This is a genomic window from Jonesia denitrificans DSM 20603 (genome assembly GCF_000024065.1).
Lineage (GTDB): Bacteria > Actinomycetota > Actinomycetes > Actinomycetales > Cellulomonadaceae > Jonesia > Jonesia denitrificans.
Genome location: NC_013174.1, coordinates 2,438,265 through 2,459,709 on the forward strand (window position 1 = coordinate 2,438,265; position 21,445 = coordinate 2,459,709).

Consider the following 21,445-nt stretch of genomic DNA (forward strand, 5'->3'; position numbering starts at 1 on the left):
GCGGTGGAGAAAGGTCTCATCGGAGGCCCATTCGGCTCCTCGCTGGTAAGTCGGGACTATGCGCGTTCGGGGGTGCCCGTGATCCGGGGTGCCAACATGAGTCATGGGCGCTTCGTATCCGGAGATTTTGTCTACGTCAGCCAGGAAAAGTTCGAGGCCGACCTTTCCCGAAATTCTGCGCAGGGCGGCGATCTGATCTACACGCAGCGCGGCACATTAGGGCAAGTTGCACTTCTTCCACCCGGGAAGGAGCTTCACGTTATTTCGCAGAGTCAGATGCGGCTTCGTATCGACGAAGCGAAGGCAGATCCGCTTTACGTCTACTACGCATCGACATCCCCGCACTTTCTATGGCAGATCGATAATCGCGCCATTTCGACAGGCGTTCCGCATATCAATCTCGGTATCTTAGGCGACCTAGAAATTCCCCTGCCGTCTATCGCCGAGCAGCGTGCCATCGCCGCGACGCTCGGCGCGCTGGACGACAAGATCGAGTCGAACCGGCGAGCAGTAACGATTGCTGAGCAGCTAGGAGATGCGCTGTTCGCAGCTGCCGCGAGCGAGTCACGGCTGCTCTCGGACGTCGCGGACATCACGATGGGAAGCTCGCCGAAGGGGGCAGATCTCAACGAGGACGGCGATGGCTTGCCCTTTTACCAGGGCACGCGCGACTTCGGCGTCCGATTCCCGTCGCTGCGTGTCTGGACAACCGCCCCCGTCCGCACAGCTGCAAAGAGCGACACGCTCATGTCGGTGCGCGCCCCGGTCGGGGAGCTGAACCGAGCGAGCGCCGACTGCTGCATCGGGCGTGGTGTGGCGGCTATCCATAGTGATACTCACCCCAGCACGCTCTATTACGCCATGCGGAGCTCGTCGAGCGCCTGGGAAAAGTTCCAAGGCGAGGGGACCGTGTTCGCCTCGGTGAATAAGACCGATGTGCACGGTGCCGAGATCCGTTGGGTCGGCGATGGCGCGCTTCTCGAGCTCGAGGACAAGCTCCGTGCGATCGATGCTCGTATCGAGTCGCTCGAGAGCGAAACCCAGCGTCTGACCGCCCTCCGCGACGCCCTCCTCCCCGAACTCCTCTCCGGTCGCATGCGCGTCCCCGCTGAAGGAGTCGCAGCATGACAGGGATCAATGTCGAGTGGGCTCTTGGTGAGCTGGACAAGTTCATCCAGCAGACGGTGATGACCAACGATAGCTTCGCCGGTAATGGTGTTGCATACTTCTCCAACAAGTCCAGCACTGCGGCCGCGGATGCTGAGGTGGCGCAGCAGGCACAGGTCGTGGAGAAGATCTTTGACCGGGTCGTGCCGAGCTGGCGTACTGACATCGAGCTACGTAAGAGCAACCGTTGGACGCGGCATCGTGAGGCGGCTATTCGCGCGAAGGCAGAGCTGGAGCGTCAGGAGGAGATCCGCAAGAACCTCGGTGACGATGCTCCCGAGCTGTCGGCTGCGAAGCTGCATCCGTGGGTCTGGGACGGCGCGTCGTCGCTGTGGCAGTCAGGACACTTCCGTGAGGCTGTCGAGGGAGCGATCCGCAAGCTGAATGCCGAGACGCAGAACAAGCTCGGTCGTCGCAACGTCAGCGAGACGGATCTCTTCAACCAGGCATTCAGCGAGCAGGCACCTGCGGCGGGTAAGCCCCGTCTCTACCGGATGAAGAACGATGGCAGCAGCACGTTCAAGTCAGTGCAGCGCGGCGCTCGGACGTTTGCCGAGGGTGTGTTTGCTGGTATCCGTAACCCGCTTGCTCATGAGGTCGTCCAGGAGATGCCGGAGCAGCAAGCTCTGGAGTACTTGGCTGCACTGAGTGTGCTGGCGCGCTGGGTGGATGAATCGACGTTAGAGGTTGCATCGTGAGCGTGTTCAACGAGAACACTGTCGAGCTGGCGGCGTTGGAGTACTTCGCGGAGCTGGGCTACCGCACGCTGCATGGGCCGGATATCGCTCCTGGTGAGCCGGGAGCGGAGCGCGACTCCTATGAGGAGGTGTTCTTGTGGGGGCGTCTGCGTGATGCGATCAGGCGGATCAATCCGGGGACTTCTCCTGCCCTTGTCGATGAGGCGATCAAGCGGGTGCGTCGGGCGGAATCGCAAAGCCCGATCGACGAGAACTACCGGCTGCACCAGCTCATCACGGAGGGTGTGCCTGTCGAGCATCGGGATGCAGACGGTGCGCTGCGGACGACGCGGTTGTGGCTGGTCGACTTCGAGCGCCCCGAGAACAACGACTGGGTGGCGATTAATCAGTTCACGATCGTCGAGAACGGCAAGAACCGTCGGCCGGACGTGCTGGTGCTGGTCAACGGTCTCCCACTGGCCCTGCTGGAGTTGAAGAACCCGACGGCGGAGCACGCGACGCTGAAGTCGGCGTGGAACCAGGTGCAGACGTACCGGCAGGACATCCCGTCGGTGTTCGTGCCGAATGCCGTGACGGTGATCACGGACGGCACCTCGGCGGCGATGAGCAGCTACGCAGGCGCGTTCGAGCACTACGCCCCGTGGAAGACCATCGAGGGCCGCGAGGTGGTCAGCGACGGCCCGGCGCTTGAGGTGCTTATCAAGGGGGTGTTCGAGCCGAAGCGGTTCCTCGATCTGTTGCAGAACTTCATCGTCTTCAGCGACGAGACCGCGACCGACAAGGCCACCGGGCAGCCGACGCGGTTGCTCGTGAAGCGTGTGGCGAAGTACCACCAGTACTGGGCGGTGAACGCGGCGGTCGAGTCGACCGTGCAGGCGTCCCGTCCGGACGGCGATCGTCGTGGTGGTGTGGTCTGGCATACCCAAGGTTCGGGCAAGAGCTTCGAGATGGTCTTCTATGCCGCGAAGATCATGCGCGATTCCCGGATGGCGAATCCGACGCTGGTGTTCATCACTGACCGCAACGACCTGGACGACCAGCTCTTCGGGGAGACGTTCGCCCCGGCACGCATCCTGCCGGAGACCCCGGTGCAGGCCACAACGCGTACTGACCTGCGCTCGAAGTTGAAGCGTGCATCGGGTGGCATCGTCTTCACGACGCTGCAGAAGTTCGCTCCCGGTGAGGACGGCGATGCCAACCCGGTGCTGACGGATCGTTGCAACGTCGTCGTCGTGGCCGATGAGGCGCATCGCAGCCAGTACGGCTTCGGCGAGACGCTGGACCGTCATGGCCGCTTGCGCGCAGGTCTGGCGAAGCACATGCGAGATGCTTTGCCTGGTGCTACCTACCTCGGCTTCACCGGTACACCGATCGAGTCAGGTGACAAGTCCACCCGCTCGGTGTTCGGTGACTACGTCGACGTCTATGACCTCACGCGTGCGGTCGAGGACGGAGCGACGGTGAAGATATTCTATGAGTCACGTCTCGCCAAGATCGACCTGTCTGACGATGACCTTGCCGCGCTCGACGAACTGGCGGACGAGATCACCGAGACCGTCGAGGAGGACGCAGCGACGGCGGCGAAGTCCCGTTGGTCGCGTCTGGAAGCCATCGTCGGCGCCGACTCACGCCTCGACCTCATCGCCCGGGACATCGTCGAGCACTGGGAGAAGCGGCGCGAGGCGCTGTTCGGCAAGGGCATGATCGTCACGATGAGCCGCCGGATCGCGGTGCGGCTCTACGAGAAGATCGTCGCGCTTCGCCCTGACTGGCATTCGGACGATCCCGCCAAGGGCAAGATAAAAGTCGTCATGACCGGCTCGGCAGCGGACCCCGCCGAGTTCCAGCCACACATCTATCCCAAGGACGTCCGCAAGGATCTCAAGCTCCGGGCGAAGAACCCCGATGACGAGCTCGAACTCGTCATCGTCCGCGACATGTGGCTGACCGGCTTCGACGCGCCGTCCATGCACACGATGTACGTCGACAAGACCATGCAGGGTGCCGGGCTCATGCAGGCCATCGCCCGCGTCAATCGCACCTTCCGGGACAAGCCCGGCGGGCTCATCGTCGACTACATCGGCGTGTTCGCGAACCTCCAGGCGGCGCTCCAGGAGTACTCGCCCTCCGACCGTGACCAGGCCGGCGTACCGATCGACGAGATGGTCGCCGTCATGCTGGAGAAGCACGACATCATCCGGGGACTGCTGCACGGCGTCGACTACGACTCCTCGCCGACACTCACTGCTTCCCAGCGCCTGGCGGAGTACGCCAAGGTGCTCGACTTCGTCATGGCCGACCCCGACCGCACGAAGCGCTTCAACGACCAGGTGCTGGCGCTAGCCAAGGCGTTCGCGCTGGCTGGAGCGCGCGACGAGGCCGCGGCTATCCGCGACGATGTGCGGCTATTCACCGACGTGCGTGCAGCCATCTTGAAGATCCAGAACCCCGACTCCGGTCGTGGCGGCTCCGGCGCTGTCGAGATCGACACCGCGCTGGGGCAGCTGCTCAACGAGGCGGTAGCCGCCAACCAGGTCGTCGACATCTACAAGCTCGCCGGTGTTGAGACACCAGAGCTGTCGATCCTGAGCGACGAGTTCCTCGACTCGCTCGCGGACAAGGACAAGCCCAACCTGCAGATGGGGTTGCTGCGTCGGCTCCTCAACGACCAGATCCGTACTGTACAGCGCACCAACCTTGTGCAGGCACGGAAGTTCTCCGAACTGCTCGACGAGGCGATCAATCGGTATACGAACCGGTCGCTGACGACTGCGGAGATCATCGCTGAACTGGTGAAGCTTGCCAAGCAGATGCGCGACGACCAGAAGCGTAACGAGGAGCTGGGGCTTTCTGCCGCGGAGGTCGCGCTGTACGACGCGATCGCCCAGAACGACGCCGCGGTCATGCACATGGGCGATGAGACATTGAAGAAGATCGCTGTCGACCTCGTCTGGGCTGTCCGTACCAGCGTTGTCATCGACTGGGATCAGAAGGAGAGCGTCCGCGCCGCGATGCGCTCGAAGGTGCGACGCCTGCTTGCCAAGTACGACTACCCACCTGATGCCGAGAAGAAGGCCATCGAGTTGGTGCTCGAACAAGCCGAACTGTTCGCGCGTGGAGGAGCAGAGTAATGCCTGTGCGGTTATTGGAAATCGAAAACCGCAAGCCGGTGATCGACAAGATCAAGTCCGCCATGGGTCACCTCGAAGCCATCGGTATCGATGACTACGCGCGTGCCGCACCGGGAGTGTGGAGGATCTAATGGCTGGCGAGGAAAACGGCGGAGAGTTCGAGTCCAGGATGGATGGAATCTTCATCAAGGTGATCGACGTCGTCGAGGACGGCCACGTCTTCTTTTGTCGCCTTCCCAATGGCGGCAGCAGTCGGTTTTCTTTCCCGCAGCCGGTCGATCTGAACCGTGGGGACGTCATTTTTGTGAATGAAGATCAGCAATGGTTTCCGGCCCCAAACACGGCGTGGCCCGACGACAGCAGTGTCGGTGTAGTTAGGAAGATTCTCTACGACAGGAATAAGATCGTTGTCGAAACGAGTGGTGGTGGCATGCGCATCCTGAGCGGGCCGCAGGCCATCGAGGTCGAACCTGGCAATACGATTCAATATACGGAAATTGACGGGGTCGTGGATGTCGTCTCAAAAACTCCCATCCGCTACCGAGAAACAGGAGTGGATGAGGATCTCGCAGCGTACATCGTCAAGCCCGGAGAGCCGCCCCTTACCTTCGACGCCCTCGGCGGATACGACGAAGTTAAGGCGCGGGCGAAGGAACTGATCGAGACACAGCTTGGTCGAGCTGGCGAGTTGAAGGCAATCGGCGCAAAGCCCGTGAAAGGAGTTCTGTTCACAGGTGCACCCGGCACGGGGAAGACACACCTTGCGCGAATCATCGCGGATGTATCAGGGGCAGTGTTCTACCAAGTGAGTGGTCCGTCTATCGTGAGCAAGTGGGTCGGCGACAGCGAGGAGACGCTCCGGCGGCTCTTTGAGGACGCTGCTAAACGAGAGTGCGCCATCATCTTCTTTGACGAGATCGACAGTATCGCCGCGCGTCGGAGCTCGGATTCCAATGGTGAGTCGAAACGAGTGGTTGCCCAGCTCCTGACGCTGCTTGACGGATTCAAGCCTGACAGCAACGTGATCGTTATCGCCGCGACGAACCGAGTAGAGGATATTGACGAGGCACTCCTACGCCCTGGCCGTTTTGACTGGGAGATTGCGTTCGACCTCCCCACAGAGCGCGACCGCCTTGAGATCCTCAAGATGAAGGCCGGTGAGCTTCAGGTGGGAGATGAGCTTCCGATCGACGACCTCGCTCGCGCGACTGACGGTTGGTCGGGTGCGATGTTGACCGCGATCTGGACTGAGGCGGCACTCCTTGCGGCTGGCGATCAGCGTTCAAAGATCGCGGACGAGGATCTCGCGATCGCCTTCGAGCGCGTGCGCTCTCGTCCTATGCACGCCAGAACGGATGGTACGAATGGCTCTTAACAACTGGCTGCGGCATCCAGTGAAGTCCTTCCGAGGCTGGCGATCACATCGTAGGCGGAAGAATGATGCCGAGCAGATGAAGAAGAAGCTTCCGCTTCGGGAGTTCGTGTACCTGGATGCAGTGAGTCTTCATAGTCTACTTGTGTCTCAAGCAGAAACGATCCCAGAAGCAATCACTCAGACAATATCTCGAGCAGACGAAGCGGAACTGATCGGCAGCGCAAGCACCTCGGTAGGAAGCGACCTTATCGGCAAAGCGGAGGCCCAAACGAGCGCACGTTACAAGACTGGTAACAGTGACAGCACACAAAGCTCCCGCAAGGCCGTAATCCAGACCCTGTTCAAGCAGCTGAGAGAGCAACCGCTTGAATTCAAACTGTCAGCACCGGAGCAGGTCGATGCACTCAAGGACGCGATCGACATTAAGGGCGTCTCGGAGAATGTGGCCTCAGCTGCGTCGTCTTTCGTGCGTGGAGACCTGATAGAGGTTGAGGTGGTACTCGCGGTCGATCCTGTGTTCAAGCTCAAGGCGATGATGAACGAGTGGTCTGTGATGGCGAGTGACTATCCAGAAATGTTCTCATCTAGCGGCGCACTGGGATTCTTGCGTGATTCGGAGCCGATCATGAAAGTTCTTGATCAGTTCCTCGCGGGCCTCATTCCTGTCAGGGCTAAGGCTGTAAACTATGTCGTGGTAATCCTAGACGGTGTTGATTATATTGTGCATAAGAACGCAGTGGATGACCTTGATCTAGAGGTTCAGCCCCTATTCGTGACAGGAGTCACAGAGCACCTAGGCTTCTGGAAGGATATTCGGCGAGTGCTGTTTTCCGACGCGCGCTTCACGATGCTGTGCCGTGTCGCTCGGGACGGCCTACATGATACGTGGACGCCTGTGAAGCTTGCTGACCTGTTTAGTGAGGTTGCCCCGGACTTTGTCGACCACATCAATGCGATACGCATCCCAACTGCCGAGGACGGCTTCGCAGCAACAGCGAGCAGTCACAATGTTGCGCTTGAAAGAGCCTTGACGCAGTACAGGTCAACAATCGCACCAGTGGGTACGTCGTGGAGCAGTGAACAGCAACGGGAGTTTGTCGCGCTCGTCGAACGCGTATCAGCTGGGGCAACGGACGCGGTTGCTCAGCGGGAGGCGTTTGACCTTGTGAGAGAGCAGGTTGTCGCTCAATTGGGTATGGAGGAACCCCCGCCTGACGACGACCTCAAGGCTCGCCAAGAGGCTCGATCGGCGAAAGGGCTCGGGCTTCTGCCAAGCAGCGAGGAGCTCCTAGTGCCTACAAGTGCCGTGTCACCCGTTGTCGCAGATGACATGGAGACCTCTGGGCGAATACTCGACACAGAGGTGATTGCAATCTACTGGTGACGTAGTGGTGTCCTGCACTGAGTGCTCTTTGAGACCTCAGCCACCGCTCGCTTGCTTCCCCTTCCCGCCGCGCGCTGGACGCATTTCGATGCCGACTGCCATCAGCGCCGTGCGGATGGTTGTTGGAGTCGAGCCGAACTCCTTCGCGACTGTCGCGAGCGACGCACCCTGGACATACCGGAGCGCGGCGCCCTGTACCTGCTCCCGTGTCAGTCCTCGGCTCTCGTTGCGGGGCGGAACGCACCTGCGCTTGCAGATCTCGCTGACCGTGGCGCGGTGGATGTGGAAGCGCTCAGCGATCTCCTTGACCGAGACGCCAGCCTTGTACAGCTCAACAACTTCGAGCTGCTGCTCGATCGGCAGGTGCAGCTGGGGCGGGCAGCCCGCTCTGTAGGCCAACAGAGGCCGCCATTCTTTGTAATGGTCGCTGCCGAGGCCCACCACACATAAAGCGGGGCTGACATGGGAACATGTCAGCCCCGCTTCGTGTTTCCACGCATTCACAAGTAGACGGAGATCACAGGCGGGTGAGCGCATCGGTCAGCGCTTGCACCCGGGTGGCAATGTCGTCACGCACCAGGTCCATTCGTTCACGCCCGTCAATGCCACGTTCTGAGGGTTCGTCGGTGATCCACCGTTCCACCGTGACACCATCCACTTGGGGAAGCTGCGCTTCCTCGCCAAGGACAATCATCCGGTCAGCCGCTTGCATCATGCCCTCTGTCAAGAGCTTCGGGCGCTCCCCCTCAACTGAAGCTCCCACGGCCTCCAATGACTCCACGGCCAACCCGTTGAGCGTGTCACCAGGCTTAGTGCCCGCAGAGGCCACTGACACCGAATCACCGGCAACCTGACGCATGAGCGCAGCCGCCATAGGGTTCGAGCCCTCAATGAGGGAATACACTAACTTCCTACCGCCGCAGAGAACCTTACTCAGCGTATTCGTCGAGCGTGTCCGTGCGGAAGTGTTCGGCAACGATCGCAAGTTCGTCCCAGTCGGGGCGCACCACAGACTGGGCGCCTTCGCGGCCCGTACCCAACGTTGGGGACGTGAAGAACGAAATGTTGTCGCCGCGGACGTCGCGCATCGACAATCCCAGCTTCGCGATATACCCAGTATCCATACCTGCATCAATAGTGAGGTACGGTGCGATCTCATCAACAACGTCAGCGATCTTGCCTGGGCTGGTCAACGTATCCCTGGACATCAACTTCGACACCACACCCTTGATGTACAACTGTTGGTTCGCCACACGCGTGTAATCCCCGTCCGCAAACGAATACCGGTCGCGCACAAATTTCAACGCATCATCACCGTTGAGGGTGATCTCCCCCTCCGGGAACGTGGCACCACGGCTGGAAAAGGCGCGCGGATTATTGATCGTGACGCCCCCCAACGCGTCCGTCATCCCCTTGAACCCTTCAAAGTCAACGATCGCCACGTGGTCAATACGCACATCGATGATTCCCTCCACGGTTTGCACAAGGAGCGGAACCCCACCCAAGGACATCGCCGCATTGATTTTATTCATGCCATGCCCTGGGATCTCCACCCAGTTGTCACGCATAATCGACATGACCTGCACGTTGTCCCGGTCAGCAGGGATGTGGACCACCATGATGGTGTCTGAACGTTGGCCGCGAATGTCTTCCAGGTCATCACCGACCTCGCCTCGCGTGTCAGACCCAAGAAGCAGAATATTTTGTGCGTCATCACTCGCACCCTCAGGGCGTTCCACCTCAGCAGGACGGTCTGTTTCTTCAGGGAAGATCTCCTCCGGGGCGATCTTTTCCGCCTTATTGAAGGAGTTGTTCAGTGTGAACCCATACCAGGCTGCCGCTCCCCCACCAATAAGGATCACCGCAACAACCGTCCACAGCAGCACCAGCGGCCACCGGCGGCGGTTGTTCGTTGGAGCGTGTGCAAATCGCCGCCCGCCCCCACGAGACGAGTCGCCCGAGGTAGCGGAACCCTCGGAATTGGCATTGGACTGGGGGAAGGGGAAGTTCTCACTCACGGCGTTATTGTTCCACAGCAGTTCCCCAGTTTTTGTGTCTTGTCACACGATCCACACACGCGTCGCCTGCACGAACACCCCACACTCAAGCATCCTCGCCGCCTGACAATCATTGTTTGTGCAGGTGATCGCACCACAAACCCTCACCACCGTTGGCTCCACCCCCGTGAAGACCCCCCAATTTCACCCGATGCTGTTCCTGTTGCAGGCCAGTGCAAGTTCGTGAACGCTGGTATCACACCATCTTGCGAGGTAACCGACCTGATGATCACTTTCACTGATGTGACAAAACGCTACCCGGGCGGTACCTTCGCCGCGCACAACGTCACCTTCACTGTCCCCGCTGGCAGCACCACAGCGCTTGTTGGGCCCTCTGGTGCCGGAAAAACAACTCTGCTCCGCATGGTCAACCGTATGGTGGACCCTGACTCCGGCACCATCACCGTCAACGGACGGAACATTCACGACTCGGACCCAGTCCGATTGCGGCGGTCCATCGGGTACGTGTTGCAAGAAGGGGGCCTACTGCCGCACCGTAACGTCCTGGACAACGTGGCGCTTGTGGCGAAGTTGGGTGGCGCATCGACAAAAGAATCCAAGGAACGGGCGCTGCACCACCTGGGATTAGTGGGAATTGAAGGTGCGATGGTTCGCCGGTACCCCCACCAGCTCTCGGGTGGTCAGCAGCAGCGTGTGGGGGTGGCCCGGGCGCTGGTCGGAGGCGCTGATGTGTTGTTGATGGATGAACCATTTGGTGCGGTTGACCCCATGATTCGCCGTGATTTGCAATCCGAAACCCGCCGCTTACAGCGGGATTTGGGGAAAACTGTTTTGCTGGTCACGCACGACATTGACGAGGCATTTGTGCTCGCTGACCAGATCATTGTGTTGCGGCAAGGTGGGGTGGTCGCACAGCAGGGCTCGCCAGCTGAGTTGCTGGGGCAACCAGCTGACGATTTTGTTGCGGACCTTGTTGGTCTGACCTCAGGCCAGCGGGACCTTCACGTGGTGGAGGAACACGGGGTGCGGCTTGTGCGGGATTCGCATGGCCGGTTCTTGGGTCGGGTTCACGCGTGACGTGGCTGTCCCAGTCGTGGGGCCTCATTGGTGACCTCACGCTCGCGCACGTGTGGATGACTGTGCAGGTCACCGTGTTCACTGTGGTCATTGCGGTGCCTCTTGCTCGGTTGAGCATTATGAACCGGTGGGCTCGTGGTGGTGGGGTTGCTGCGGCGAGTGCGTTGTATGCGGTGCCATCGTTGGCGTTGTTCATGATTATTCCGGTGGTTGTGGGTATTCCGTTGCGGTCACCGGCCAATGTGGTCATTGTGCTCACATTGTATGGGGTCGCGGTGATGTGGCGTTCGTGTGTGGATGCGTTGACCACGTTGCCTGGGCATATTGTCGATGCGTCGCGTGCGGTGGGTTTCACCGGGTGGCAGATTTTTTGGCGGGTGGAGTTGCCGTTGGCGGCGCCGGTGTTGCTTGCCGCGTTGCGTGTTGTGTTGGCGTCGACGATGTCGCTGATCACGGTGGGTGCAGTGTTGGGTGTGCCGTCGTTGGGGTTGTTGTTTACGGATGGTTTTCAGCGGGGCATTGTTGCTGAGGTCCTCACGGGCATTGTGGTGGTTCTTGGTGTCGCGTGGGTGTTAGATCGTGCGGTGGTGGCGTTGGGTGGCTGGTTGATGCCGTGGCATGCAGCGGAGAGGGGGCATGCTGGTGGACATTCTCGGTGATGCGTGGGGGTGGTTGTCGACTGCGGACCATTGGGTGGGGCCGTCGGGTATTGGTGCCCGGTTGGGTGAGCATCTTGTGGTGACGTGTGTTGTTGTGGTGTTGGCTGCGGTGGTGTCTGTTCCGTTGGGGTTGTGGGCGGGGCATTCGGGGCGTGGTGGCGATGTGATTGTGGGGTTGGCGGGGTCTGCTCGGGCGTTGCCGACGTTGGGTTTGTTGACGTTGGCGGCGTTGTTGTTGGGGATTGGGTTGGTGGCTCCGGTTATTGCGTTGACGGTGTTGGCGATTCCGCCGTTGTTGAACGCCACGTATGCGGGTGTGGTGTCGATTCGTCCGTCTGTGACGGGGGCTGCGCGTGCGGTGGGGATGAGCGGGCGCCAGTTGTTGGCTTTTGTCGAGATCCCGTTGGCGGCCCCGCATATTGTGGGGGGTTTTCGTTCGGCGACATTGCAGGTGATTGCGACGGCGACGCTTGCCGCGTACACGTCGAACACGGGTCTTGGTCGGTACATTTTTTCGGGTTTGAAAACGCAGGATTATGGGCTGCTTGTGGCTGGTTCTGTGTTGGTGATTGCGTTGGCGTTGCTTGTCGATGCGGTGTTTGTGTGGGTCCACCGGTTGTCGGCCCGTCATATGGCGGGGTCCGTTGAGAGAAGGAGTTGAGGGGTTATGAAGCGGTCGTTGTTGTCTGTGGTGGCTCTTGTTGGTGTGGGTGTGTTGGGGGCGTGTGGCAGTAGTGACACGTTCGATGTTGACCCGACGCAGGCGTCAGGGTCGGGGTCTTCTGAGGCGATTGTCATTGGGTCTCAGGATTACTATTCGTCGGAGATCATTGCGGAGACGTATGCTCAGGCGTTGGAGTCTCACGGGTATGAGGTTCAGCGTGATTTCCGTATTGGTCAGCGTGAGATTTATATGAGTGATGTGGAAAGCGGGAAGCTAGATTTGTTCCCTGAGTACACGGGGCCGTTGTTGCAGTATTGGCAGCCTGATACTGAGGCGCGGTTAAGTGAGGATGTGTATGAGGCGTTGGTTGCTGCGGCTCCTGAGAGTATTTCGGTGTTGGACCAGTCCCCAGCCACAGATCAGGATTCGTATGTGGTGACGCAGGAGTTTGCGCAAGAGTATGGCTTGACGACAATCGCTGATTTGGCGAAGGTTGACGAACCGTTGGTGCTGGGGGGAAACAGTGAGTTGGAGACGCGCCCTAATGGTCCTTCTGGGTTGAAGGAGTTTTATGGCGTGGAGGTGTCGTTCACGCCTATTGAAGATGGTGGTGGCCCGTTAACGGTCAAGGCGTTGCAGGATGGCGACGTGCAGTTGGCTGTGATTTACACTGCTGATCCATCCATTGATCGCAACAATTTGGTGACGTTGGAGGACCCGGAGGGGTTGTTCCTTGCTTCGCATGTGGTGCCGTTGGCGTCGGACAACGTGGATGCGGATGCGCGGGCGGTGATTAACGAGATTTCTGCGGCGATGTCTCCGGAGATTCTGCGGGAACTCAATGACCGGTCCATTACGGATCAGGCTCCGGCGGAGACGATTGCCCGTGATTGGTTGACACAGACAGGTTTGCTCGCGGAATAACCGTCAGCCTTGTTGCGTGATGTGCTGTGTCACATCACGTGGGTACCTTCCCAGCAGATGAACACATCGTGTACTGTTGATGAATCTGGGAAGTGCGGTTTTGACTGCACACAGGAAGGCCCGTCTGGTTGAGCAGACGGGCCTTCTTGTTTCTTGAGGGGATCTCACATGCTTCTTCCCACTGTTGCTGTTGTTGCCGGTTTGGCCGCTCTGGTGTGGAGCGCCGACCGTTTTGTTGATGGCGCATCGACCACTGCCCGCCACTTGGGGATGCCAGCCCTGCTTATTGGGATGGTCATTGTTGGTTTTGGGACGTCAGCCCCTGAGGTTGTGGTCTCTGTGTTTGCTGCTCTTGATGGCAGTTCAGGCATTGCGTTAGGTAATGCGTATGGCTCAAACATTACGAACATCGCGTTGATCCTTGGGGTCACGGCGATCATCAGTCCCATTGCCGTGAAGTCACAGATTTTGCGTCGTGAGTTGCCGCTGCTTGTTGTGGTGACCGCGCTTACTGCATGGCAGTTGTCTGACGGGTCGTTGTCTCGGATTGATGCGGTTGTTCTTCTTGTGGTGTTCGCGGCGTTCATGGTGTGGAGTGTGGTGAGCGCGCTGCGGGGCACTGATGACGCGTTGACTGGTGATTTCACGCAGGAGCTTGCTTCTCACCGGATGCCGTTGCGGACTGCAGTGTTGTGGTTGGTGGTGGGTTTTGTCGTTCTTGTTGTGTCGTCGCGGACGCTGGTGTGGGGTGCGGTCAATATTGCGCAGAGCTTTGGGGTCAGTGACCTCTTCATTGGTTTGACCATTGTGGCTGTTGGGACCTCTCTTCCCGAGTTGGCGTCGTCCATTGTTGCGGCCCGTCGCGGTGAGCATGACATTGCGATTGGCAATGTGATCGGGTCCAACCTGTTCAATACTTTGCTTGTTGTGGGGGTGGCTGGGGTCATTGAACCGCTGAAGGTGGAGAGTACGGTCATGACCCGTGACATGACGACCATGGGCGCGTTGACGGTGTCGTTGTTTCTGCTGGGGTATGGCTTCCAGCGCAACCGCCCGCGCGGCGGGCGCATCAATAGGATTGAAGGAACTGTCCTGGTCGTGGTGTATGTGGCGTATCTCAGCTACTTGGTGGCGACGGCACGTTCTGGCGTGTAGTTTCCTGGGTTTCTCGCGCTGGGATTGCGCCGATGCGCCTGCGCTTTCCAGCGTCTCGAACCGCTGCTTGCGCCATTTTTTTGAGCCAGCTGGCGCGCACATCGTCAGGTGAATGCCGGACTGGGGTCAGCCGGGTCACTGCGGCAACAGAGATCCCCACGAACCACAGGACGGCGTTTTTGAGGGATGTTTCTGCCGCGTTGCGGTACCACAACCGGTTCCACCAGCGTGGGGAGTCCATGGTCATGACGAGGCGTGCTGTGCGCCCTTTCCACAGTTTGATGGGGACTTTGTTGCCATAGAGGTATGCGCGCCCGGAGAGGAAGGTGACGTCGAGGAACGCTTTGAGAACTCCCGGGTAGGTGCCCCACCATTGGGGGAAGAAGATGACGATGTGGTGGGCACGTTCGAGCGTTTCAATCCATTCTTGCTGTTCTAACGGTAAATGGTCGATGTGTCCGTTGGGGGCACGCAGATGGGTGACGTCCGGGTGCAGCGCGGGGCGGGCAACAGCAAGGTCGATGATGTCAATGGCGTCCCGATCAATGCCGTGAGCTACGAGCGCGTCACTGTAGGCGTGAGCGAGCGCATGGTTGAGTGACCCTGGGCGTGGGTGTCCGATGATGATGGCGAACTGGGTGGGTGTGGTCAGTTGTTGCGTCATGAGTGTTCCCCCTGAGGTGTCATGGTGCGTTCCAAGATGGCAATGAGCCGGGTGAGGTCAGTGTTGAGATGCGTGAGGTCAACGCCGCTGTCTGCGAGCGTGTTGTGGAACTCAGCTTCGAGTTGCGGGGCGGCTTGAGCCACGATGGCTCTGGCTTGGTCGGTGAGGGTGATGAGGATGCGTCGCCCATGGTCGGGGTCCGGGTTCGTGGTGACAAGACCTGATCGCACCAGTGATGGGAGGCGCTTGGACACGGCCGCCTTGGAGATCCCAAGGCAGGAGGCGAGGCCGGTGACGTCGGTGGGTTCTTCGTCGAAGAGGACTGCGATGACGTGGTACTCGCTGAAGCTGACACCAAAATCGGCGGTCAGTCGCGCATCGGCGTAGGCATCGATGAGCGCGACAATGTGGTGAAGCGACACGGTGACATGTGCGTGTTGGGTGGTTGACTGGGGGCGGGCTCGCTCATTCACACAATGATGTTAACCAGTTAACATGAGGGGTTGTCAACCTGTTAACACTTCTCATCATTGATGACGCCCTCTTCAGATCTCACGATCTGGTATTTCCCAGGACGAGTTTTTCCGCAAGAACCAGCAGCGGGGACTGTAGTCCCCTGTAGACCTGCGACATTCACGATACAAAGAGAACGAAGAAATCCGCCACACACAGGGAGCAAGCCCGTGCGTATAGGTGTACCCCGCGAGGTGTCGCCCGACCAGAGACTCGTCGCCGCGACCCCACTCACCGTCCAACAACTCATCAAACTCGGCTACGACGTCGCCATCGAAACCGGTGCCGGCCTCGGAGCAAATATCCCCGACACCGCCTACAGCGACGTCGGAGCAGCCATCACCGGAAAAGACGAAGCCTGGGCGTCAGACATCGTCATCACCGTGGACCAACCCGACGCCACCCACCGCGCCCTCCTCGCAGACGGCGCAACCCTCATCACCCGCATGCAACCCGATGACGAACCCGACGTCGTCACCGAACTGCAAGCACGCGGCGTGACCGCACTGAACCTTCTCTCGGTCCCACGCATCTCCCGCGCCCAAGCACTCGACGTACTTTCCACCATGTCGAACGTGTCCGGATACCGCGGAATCATTGAGGCCGCCGAAGAATACCCCGGGATGTTCGCCGGACAAGTCACCGCAGCCGGGTCCACCAAACCCGCCCGCGTCTTTGTCATCGGCGCCGGCGTTGCCGGACTCGCCGCACTCGGCGCAGCCGGAAGCCTCGGAGCTGACGTCCACGCCTACGACGTCCGCGCTGACGCAGCCGAACAAATCGAATCCATGGGCGCAACCTTCGTGCGCATCGACACCGAAGCACAAGAATCAGCCGACGGTTACGCCAAAGAACTCACCGACGACCAAGCCGCCGCCACCGCACGCGTCTACGCCGAGCAAAGCGCACTCGCTGACATCGTCGTCACCACCGCACTCATCCGCGGCAAAGCCCCCATCACCATCACCAAAGAGATGGTCGAAGCGATGCGCCCCGGATCTGTGATCGTCGACCTCGCAGCCCAAGGCGGCGGGAACTGCGAACTGACTGTCCCCGGTGAAAAAATCGTCACAGCCAACGGGGTGACAATCCTTGGGTACACCGACCTTCCCGGTCGCATGCCCAAGCACACCTCACAGCTGTACGGGACGAACATCGTCAACCTCATGAAGCTCCTCACCCCAGGGAAAGACGGAGCACTCGTCCTCGACCTTGACGACGTCATCCTGCGGGGCATCACCGTCACCCATGACGGTGAGATTTACTGGCCACCCCCACCCATCCAGGTCTCAGCGGCGCCAGCACCTGCACCTGCATCGGTTGACGCCACACCTGACACTGCCGTCACCGAGCAGCCAGCGGCACCAGGTCTATCCAAGAAAACAAAGAACCTCTTGGGTGCACTTGCTGGAGCGCTCATCCTCATCGGGATCATCACCGTGTCACCGGCCGCATTCACCGGGCACATGACGGTGTTTGTCCTCGCCGTGGTTGTCGGGTTCTATGTGATCCTTGGGGTCACCCACTCACTCCACACCCCACTGATGGCGCAAACCAACGCGATCTCCGGGATCATCCTCGTGGGATCCCTGCTGCAAATTGGCAGTGACAACATTGTCATCACGATCATCGCGATGATCGCTGCGGCCGTGGCCTCCATCAACATCTTTGGTGGATTCCACGTAGCGTCCCGCATGCTCGCCATGTTCCAAAAGGAGTCCTGACCGTGGACACACTGACACAATTTGTTGCCGGGGCCTACGTTGTCGCCGGAGTATGCTTCATCGGGTCACTGGCAGGGCTAGCCCGCCAAGACACCGCACGGGCGGGAAACCTGGCCGGGAAAGTCGGGATGACACTCGCCCTTGTCGCAACCGTTGTCCTCGCGCTGATCGAATCGGAACGACCAGCGGTCGTCACTGCGCTCCTCATTGCGCTTGCCTTGGGAACAGGGGCTGTCATTGGTCTCACCCGGGCACGTAAAGTTGAGATGACGCAGATGCCAGAAATGATTGCGATCCTGCACTCCTTTGTGGGTCTCGCAGCCGTTCTCGTCGGGTTCAACTCCTACCTCGCTGACACGACACATGACGCCGTCCACATGGTCGAAGTGTTCCTCGGTGTCTTCATCGGTGCCATCACCTTCACCGGATCAGTTGTCGCCTACCTCAAACTGTCCGCCAAAGTGAAGTCCGCACCCGTCATGCTGCCCGGACGCCACTTCATCAACCTCGCAGCCGTCCTTTCCTCACTGGGACTCATGGTGTGGTTCATGGTTGCCCCCAGCATCTGGCCGCTGCTCATCATGACCGCAATCGCCCTGTTCGTTGGGTGGCACATGGTCGTCGCAATCGGCGGCGGAGACATGCCTGTTGTTGTGTCCATGCTCAACTCCTACTCAGGGTGGGCTGCAGCAGCCGCCGGGTTCATGCTCTCCAACGACCTGCTCATCATCACCGGTGCGCTCGTTGGGTCCTCCGGTGCGATCCTGTCCTACATCATGTGCAAAGCGATGAACCGGAAGTTCCTGTCCGTCATTGCCGGGGGATTTGGTGACACCGGTTCCGGTGCAAGTGCGGCAGTGGTGGAAGGAGAACACCAAGAAATCCTCGCTGCTGATGCCGCGCAACTCCTCAAGGAAGCCAAAAGCGTCATCATCACCCCCGGTTACGGAATGGCGGTGGCACGCGCCCAGTACCCAGTCGCTGAACTGACCGCGAAACTGCGTGCACAAGGCATTGACGTCCGCTTCGGGGTCCACCCCGTAGCAGGACGCCTGCCCGGACACATGAACGTCCTGCTCGCAGAAGCGAAAGTACCCTACGACATCGTTGAAGAGCTCGAAGAAGTGAATGAACGGCTCGACACCACTGACGTTGTCCTTGTCATTGGAGCAAATGACACAGTCAACCCTGCCGCTCAAGATGACCCAGGCTCACCCATCGCAGGAATGCCCGTCATTGAGGTGTGGAACGCACAACACGTCATCGTGTTCAAACGGTCCATGGCAGTTGGGTACGCCGGGGTACAAAACCCGCTGTTCTTCAAGGAGAACACCTCCATGCTCTTTGGTGATGCCAAAGAACGCGTGGATGACATTGTCAAAGCACTGTAACAACCTCTGAGTGAGCGTGTGGGTCCCCCCGTGACGGGCAGGGACCCACACGCTTTTTCACACCCTGAAACGGCTAATCACAGATCAACCCACCTGACAATGTGCAGGTCAGTACGGATACTTCACCCCGTCCACCCGGTGAGACCTTAAACGTTTCAGATCTTCTGGTTACACGCCCAGAGGCATAGCCTAACTCCATGCGAACTTCACGACACACGACAGTCACCCGCACAATGACCGCCATCGTTGCGGTGACGCTGATTGCCGCAACCGCTGCCTGTTCCTCCGACTCCGCCCCCTCAGAAAACACACAAGGAGGGGACTCCGCCCAGTCAGACACAACTGGAACCGAGGACGCAGTCAAAGGCGCCCAAGCCGACGCCGAAGCAACAGCCACAGACATCGCCGGCAGTGAACAAAAGCTCGCCATCAGTGGGTCCGCCGCGCACATCACTATCTCCCCGCTTGAAGACGCTGGCGACACCGCCCTCAAAGTCACCTCCGACAACGACAAAGCCGCCGTACCCGCCGTCGAGGAGACAGACAGCGGCTACTCTGTGAGCTTCGACCTCCTTGAACAGGCCGCCACCTCAGCTGTCACCGTGTACATCCACCCAGACGCACAATGGACCATCACCGTCGATGCCCCCGGCGACTCCCTCACCGCAGACTTCTCCGCCCTCCAGGTCAACGAACTCACCCTCAACGAGGGGTACGCTACCGCCGCAGTGACCACCCCCACCGACTCAGACATCACCATCAACCAAGACGGATCAGTCGGCGACTTCACCGTCACCACCCCGGCAAACGCATTCGTTGACCTCAGCATCAGCGCCGGATTCGGTGCCGCCGACATCAACGGTGAAACCATCGAAGGATCCGACACCTACAGCACCACAACAGGTGAAAAAGACGGTACCCCGAAAGTCATCGTGACCAACACTGCAGGCCTTGGGGAGTTCACGCTCGCATCCAACTAACACCTCACGATGCGCGACCCGGCCACACAACCTGGGTCGCGCATCGGCAAGCCCACAAACCACCTTGCCACAGGCAGGTGCGAGGGGACGTCGAGCCAGAGCAGGGGGCTGGCTCGGCACACGCATGCGCGCCAGGTTTGCGCATGCGAAAGGCCCGGTGCCACCTACCAGGAGGTGGCACCGGGCCTTCACAGTACGTGTGTGGTTACGGCACGTCGATGCGGCGCGGACCAGCCTGCCACGCCGACCACGCGGACGCGAGAATGTCGTCGAGGTTATGGCTAGCCGTCCACTTCAGCGCCGAATTGATGCGCTCAGGGGACCCAACAAGGTGTGGTGGGTCACCGGCGCGACGCTCAAAGATCTCCGGAGTGATGTTCAGGCCAGACACTCGCGCGAGCCCGTCAATGACCTCACGCACTGATGAGCCGGTTCCGGTACCCACGTTGAACACGTCAAAATCGCGTTGGTCCTTGGTGAGGTAAGCCAGCGTGTCGATGTGCGCCTGAGCCAGGTCAAGAACGTGAATGTAATCACGGACACAGGTGCCATCTGGGGTGTCGTAGTCATCACCGAAAATCAGCGGGTTTTGCCCCTTCGCGATCCGGTCCAACACCATGGGGACCAGGTTCAACACAGCCGGGTCACCGAGGTCATCCCACCCCGCACCCGCCACATTGAAGTAGCGCAACGCAGCGAACCGCATCCCCCACGCGGTTGACGCCGCACGCCCTAACCACTCACCCACCAGTTTAGTTTCACCATAGGGGTTGATTGGTCGAGGGTCGACTGTCTCAGAGACCACGGGGACATCAGGCATACCGTATGTTGCCGCTGATGAGGAGAACACGAGGTCACGCACCTGCGCACGTTCCATCGCAGCAATCACATTCGACATACCACCCACATTCTGGTGGTAGTAAAACGCGGGACGAGCAACCGACTCCCCCACCTGCTTCTGCGCCGCGAAATGGATGACAGCAGTCACAGCGTGCTCACGCATGGCGTCAGCCATGAGGTCCACGGCAGCATCGGTGGCAATGTCCACCTCAATGATGGGGGCATCCCCCACCCGGTCGCGGCGTCCCGTGCTCAGGTTGTCCACAACAACAACCTGGTCACCCTGCTGCTGCAGCAGCCGGACAACGTGCGCGCCAATGTACCCTGCTCCACCTGTCACAAGAATCGTCATGCTCCCAGCCTACCCGCGCCGCCTGACAACTGATGCGGCCCAGAGTCCCGGAAGGCGTGTACTGAGGCAGATGGCAGGTGTTTTATCCCCACCCCAGTTCGTGCAGACGCGCATCATCAATACCGAAGAAATGCCCCACCTCATGAAGCACTGTGATGCGCACCTCAGATATGACCTGCGCCTCATCCTCACACATCGCTAATAGGGGATTTCGGAAAATTGTGATCGCATCCGGAAGGGTCCCCATCCCCCAATCTGCACCACGCTCCGTGAGCGGAATCCCCTCATACACACCCAACAAATCCGGTGTTTGCGCAGGTGGATCAGCCTCGACAAGGACAACAACATTGTCCATCAGCACCTGAATCTCCGCCGGAATCAGATCAAGCGCACGCGAGACCGCATCGTCAAACTCCTCCACGCTCATCTCCACCATGCCCCCATCGTGGCACATTCTGTTTTGCCAAAACCCCACCCGACACCATATGCTTTTTCAGCAACGTTCGTTCGCCCCACACAGGGCAAACAAACAGCGCAGGCCCCCATCGTCTAGTGGCCTAGGACGCCGCCCTTTCACGGCGGTAGCACGGGTTCGAATCCCGTTGGGGGTACGGTTTGCGAAGAGGCAACTCTTCACCACGCACCACAGAATGGCCCTGTAGCGCAGTTGGTTAGCGCGCCGCCCTGTCACGGCGGAGGTCGCGGGTTCAAGTCCCGTCAGGGTCGCAC

The 21,445-nt window shown here is 59.7% G+C and carries 21 protein-coding genes and 2 tRNA genes; 16 read left to right on the forward strand and 7 right to left on the reverse strand.

Going from position 1 to position 21,445, the window contains the following annotated elements:
- The first annotated feature begins 96 nt into the window (after window positions 1-96).
- From JDEN_RS13535 to JDEN_RS11315, 6 genes are all read left to right on the forward strand, one after another.
- Complete coding sequence (locus JDEN_RS13535) at window positions 97-1,128, forward strand: restriction endonuclease subunit S (protein ID WP_143713297.1); 1,032 nt, start codon at window positions 97-99, stop codon at window positions 1,126-1,128.
- Window positions 1,125-1,865 carry a TIGR02391 family protein gene (locus tag JDEN_RS11300; RefSeq protein WP_015772513.1) on the forward strand — a complete coding sequence of 247 codons (741 nt, stop codon included), beginning with the start codon at window positions 1,125-1,127 and terminating at the stop codon, window positions 1,863-1,865. The genes JDEN_RS13535 and JDEN_RS11300 overlap by 4 nt, the downstream gene beginning before the upstream one ends.
- Window positions 1,862-4,996, forward strand: coding sequence for a type I restriction endonuclease subunit R (locus JDEN_RS11305; protein ID WP_015772514.1), 3,135 nt, complete (start codon window positions 1,862-1,864; stop codon window positions 4,994-4,996). The genes JDEN_RS11300 and JDEN_RS11305 overlap by 4 nt, the downstream gene beginning before the upstream one ends.
- Window positions 4,996-5,127: a hypothetical protein gene (locus JDEN_RS14215; RefSeq protein WP_015772515.1), complete on the forward strand. Its 132-nt coding sequence runs from the start codon at window positions 4,996-4,998 to the stop codon at window positions 5,125-5,127. Before JDEN_RS11305 ends, JDEN_RS14215 begins: the two co-directional genes overlap by 1 nt.
- On the forward strand, window positions 5,127-6,371 hold the full coding sequence (locus JDEN_RS11310) for an ATP-binding protein (protein ID WP_015772516.1): 1,245 nt from the start codon (window positions 5,127-5,129) through the stop codon (window positions 6,369-6,371). The genes JDEN_RS14215 and JDEN_RS11310 overlap by 1 nt, the downstream gene beginning before the upstream one ends.
- Before the next feature lie 76 nt (window positions 6,372-6,447).
- The gene (locus JDEN_RS11315) at window positions 6,448-7,755 is read left to right on the forward strand and encodes a DUF6414 family protein (RefSeq protein WP_041287925.1); all 1,308 of its coding nucleotides are present in this window, start codon (window positions 6,448-6,450) and stop codon (window positions 7,753-7,755) included.
- 36 nt (window positions 7,756-7,791) lie between these two features.
- Here the strand turns inward: JDEN_RS11315 and JDEN_RS11320 are convergent, their stop codons facing one another.
- From JDEN_RS11320 to JDEN_RS11330, 3 genes are read right to left on the reverse strand one after another with little or no spacing between them, the layout of a single operon-like run.
- On the reverse strand, window positions 7,792-8,259 hold the full coding sequence (locus JDEN_RS11320) for a helix-turn-helix domain-containing protein (RefSeq protein ID WP_169304111.1): 468 nt from the start codon (window positions 8,257-8,259) through the stop codon (window positions 7,792-7,794).
- A 13-nt stretch (window positions 8,260-8,272) separates the two neighbouring features.
- Window positions 8,273-8,659: an arsenate-mycothiol transferase ArsC gene (locus tag JDEN_RS11325; RefSeq protein WP_015772519.1), complete on the reverse strand. Its 387-nt coding sequence runs from the start codon at window positions 8,657-8,659 to the stop codon at window positions 8,273-8,275.
- Window positions 8,660-8,684: 25 nt separating this feature from the next.
- Window positions 8,685-9,773, reverse strand: coding sequence for an LCP family protein (locus JDEN_RS11330; protein WP_015772520.1), 1,089 nt, complete (start codon window positions 9,771-9,773; stop codon window positions 8,685-8,687).
- Window positions 9,774-10,037: 264 nt separating this feature from the next.
- Here JDEN_RS11330 and JDEN_RS11335 point away from each other — a divergent pair, with 264 nt between their 5' ends.
- From JDEN_RS11335 to JDEN_RS11355, 5 genes are all read left to right on the forward strand, one after another.
- Window positions 10,038-10,850: an ABC transporter ATP-binding protein gene (locus JDEN_RS11335; RefSeq protein ID WP_015772521.1), complete on the forward strand. Its 813-nt coding sequence runs from the start codon at window positions 10,038-10,040 to the stop codon at window positions 10,848-10,850.
- Window positions 10,847-11,509: an ABC transporter permease gene (locus JDEN_RS11340; RefSeq protein WP_015772522.1), complete on the forward strand. Its 663-nt coding sequence runs from the start codon at window positions 10,847-10,849 to the stop codon at window positions 11,507-11,509. Before JDEN_RS11335 ends, JDEN_RS11340 begins: the two co-directional genes overlap by 4 nt.
- On the forward strand, window positions 11,487-12,170 hold the full coding sequence (locus JDEN_RS11345; RefSeq protein ID WP_015772523.1) for an ABC transporter permease: 684 nt from the start codon (window positions 11,487-11,489) through the stop codon (window positions 12,168-12,170). The genes JDEN_RS11340 and JDEN_RS11345 overlap by 23 nt, the downstream gene beginning before the upstream one ends.
- Before the next feature lie 6 nt (window positions 12,171-12,176).
- Window positions 12,177-13,097 (forward strand): ABC transporter substrate-binding protein, encoded by a 921-nt coding sequence (locus tag JDEN_RS11350; RefSeq protein WP_015772524.1) that lies wholly within the window; start codon window positions 12,177-12,179, stop codon window positions 13,095-13,097.
- A gap of 168 nt (window positions 13,098-13,265) precedes the next feature.
- Window positions 13,266-14,252: a calcium/sodium antiporter gene (locus JDEN_RS11355; protein ID WP_015772525.1), complete on the forward strand. Its 987-nt coding sequence runs from the start codon at window positions 13,266-13,268 to the stop codon at window positions 14,250-14,252.
- On the opposite strand, the gene JDEN_RS11360 is transcribed toward JDEN_RS11355, so the two are convergent.
- On the reverse strand, window positions 14,215-14,916 hold the full coding sequence (locus tag JDEN_RS11360) for an NAD(P)H-dependent oxidoreductase (RefSeq protein ID WP_015772526.1): 702 nt from the start codon (window positions 14,914-14,916) through the stop codon (window positions 14,215-14,217). The two genes, JDEN_RS11355 and JDEN_RS11360, sit on opposite strands and share 38 nt — an antisense overlap.
- On the reverse strand, window positions 14,913-15,389 hold the full coding sequence (locus JDEN_RS11365) for a MarR family winged helix-turn-helix transcriptional regulator (protein ID WP_015772527.1): 477 nt from the start codon (window positions 15,387-15,389) through the stop codon (window positions 14,913-14,915). Before JDEN_RS11365 ends, JDEN_RS11360 begins: the two co-directional genes overlap by 4 nt.
- A gap of 210 nt (window positions 15,390-15,599) precedes the next feature.
- Here JDEN_RS11365 and JDEN_RS11370 point away from each other — a divergent pair, with 210 nt between their 5' ends.
- The 3 genes from JDEN_RS11370 (at window position 15,600) to JDEN_RS11380 (ending at window position 19,524) form a co-directional block, all read left to right on the forward strand.
- Complete coding sequence (locus JDEN_RS11370; protein ID WP_015772528.1) at window positions 15,600-17,153, forward strand: Re/Si-specific NAD(P)(+) transhydrogenase subunit alpha; 1,554 nt, start codon at window positions 15,600-15,602, stop codon at window positions 17,151-17,153.
- A gap of 2 nt (window positions 17,154-17,155) precedes the next feature.
- The gene (gene pntB, locus JDEN_RS11375; RefSeq protein ID WP_015772529.1) at window positions 17,156-18,544 is read left to right on the forward strand and encodes a Re/Si-specific NAD(P)(+) transhydrogenase subunit beta; all 1,389 of its coding nucleotides are present in this window, start codon (window positions 17,156-17,158) and stop codon (window positions 18,542-18,544) included.
- A gap of 197 nt (window positions 18,545-18,741) precedes the next feature.
- Entirely contained in the window at window positions 18,742-19,524 is a 783-nt protein-coding gene (locus tag JDEN_RS11380) for a hypothetical protein (protein ID WP_041287927.1), read from the forward strand.
- A gap of 205 nt (window positions 19,525-19,729) precedes the next feature.
- On the opposite strand, the gene galE is transcribed toward JDEN_RS11380, so the two are convergent.
- Both galE and JDEN_RS11390 read right to left on the reverse strand, forming a co-directional pair.
- The gene (gene galE / locus JDEN_RS11385; RefSeq protein WP_015772531.1) at window positions 19,730-20,716 is read right to left on the reverse strand and encodes a UDP-glucose 4-epimerase GalE; all 987 of its coding nucleotides are present in this window, start codon (window positions 20,714-20,716) and stop codon (window positions 19,730-19,732) included.
- An 82-nt stretch (window positions 20,717-20,798) separates the two neighbouring features.
- Window positions 20,799-21,152 carry a metallopeptidase family protein gene (locus JDEN_RS11390; RefSeq protein WP_041287928.1) on the reverse strand — a complete coding sequence of 118 codons (354 nt, stop codon included), beginning with the start codon at window positions 21,150-21,152 and terminating at the stop codon, window positions 20,799-20,801.
- A 102-nt stretch (window positions 21,153-21,254) separates the two neighbouring features.
- Here JDEN_RS11390 and JDEN_RS11395 point away from each other — a divergent pair.
- Together JDEN_RS11395 and JDEN_RS11400 are read left to right on the forward strand one after the other, a co-directional pair.
- Window positions 21,255-21,327 (forward strand) — tRNA-Glu (locus JDEN_RS11395).
- 41 nt (window positions 21,328-21,368) lie between these two features.
- Window positions 21,369-21,442, forward strand: a tRNA-Asp gene (locus tag JDEN_RS11400).
- Window positions 21,443-21,445 lie beyond the last annotated feature (3 nt).

What these genes read in the sequence shown, in the direction of transcription:
- JDEN_RS13535 (WP_143713297.1), top strand. Translation starts at nt 97, where the DNA reads ATGAGTCATGGGCGCTTCGTATCCGGAGATTTTGTCTACGTCAGCCAG.
- JDEN_RS11300 (WP_015772513.1), top strand. Translation starts at nt 1,125, where the DNA reads ATGACAGGGATCAATGTCGAGTGGGCTCTTGGTGAGCTGGACAAGTTC.
- JDEN_RS14215 (WP_015772515.1), top strand. Translation starts at nt 4,996, where the DNA reads ATGCCTGTGCGGTTATTGGAAATCGAAAACCGCAAGCCGGTGATCGAC.
- JDEN_RS11310 (WP_015772516.1), top strand. Translation starts at nt 5,127, where the DNA reads ATGGCTGGCGAGGAAAACGGCGGAGAGTTCGAGTCCAGGATGGATGGA.
- JDEN_RS11315 (WP_041287925.1), top strand. Translation starts at nt 6,448, where the DNA reads ATGAAGAAGAAGCTTCCGCTTCGGGAGTTCGTGTACCTGGATGCAGTG.
- JDEN_RS11335 (WP_015772521.1), top strand. Translation starts at nt 10,038, where the DNA reads ATGATCACTTTCACTGATGTGACAAAACGCTACCCGGGCGGTACCTTC.
- JDEN_RS11345 (WP_015772523.1), top strand. Translation starts at nt 11,487, where the DNA reads ATGCTGGTGGACATTCTCGGTGATGCGTGGGGGTGGTTGTCGACTGCG.
- JDEN_RS11350 (WP_015772524.1), top strand. Translation starts at nt 12,177, where the DNA reads ATGAAGCGGTCGTTGTTGTCTGTGGTGGCTCTTGTTGGTGTGGGTGTG.
- JDEN_RS11355 (WP_015772525.1), top strand. Translation starts at nt 13,266, where the DNA reads ATGCTTCTTCCCACTGTTGCTGTTGTTGCCGGTTTGGCCGCTCTGGTG.
- JDEN_RS11360 (WP_015772526.1), bottom strand. Translation starts at nt 14,916, where the DNA reads ATGACGCAACAACTGACCACACCCACCCAGTTCGCCATCATCATCGGA.
- JDEN_RS11380 (WP_041287927.1), top strand. Translation starts at nt 18,742, where the DNA reads ATGCGAACTTCACGACACACGACAGTCACCCGCACAATGACCGCCATC.
- galE (WP_015772531.1), bottom strand. Translation starts at nt 20,716, where the DNA reads ATGACGATTCTTGTGACAGGTGGAGCAGGGTACATTGGCGCGCACGTT.
- JDEN_RS11390 (WP_041287928.1), bottom strand. Translation starts at nt 21,152, where the DNA reads ATGGTGGAGATGAGCGTGGAGGAGTTTGACGATGCGGTCTCGCGTGCG.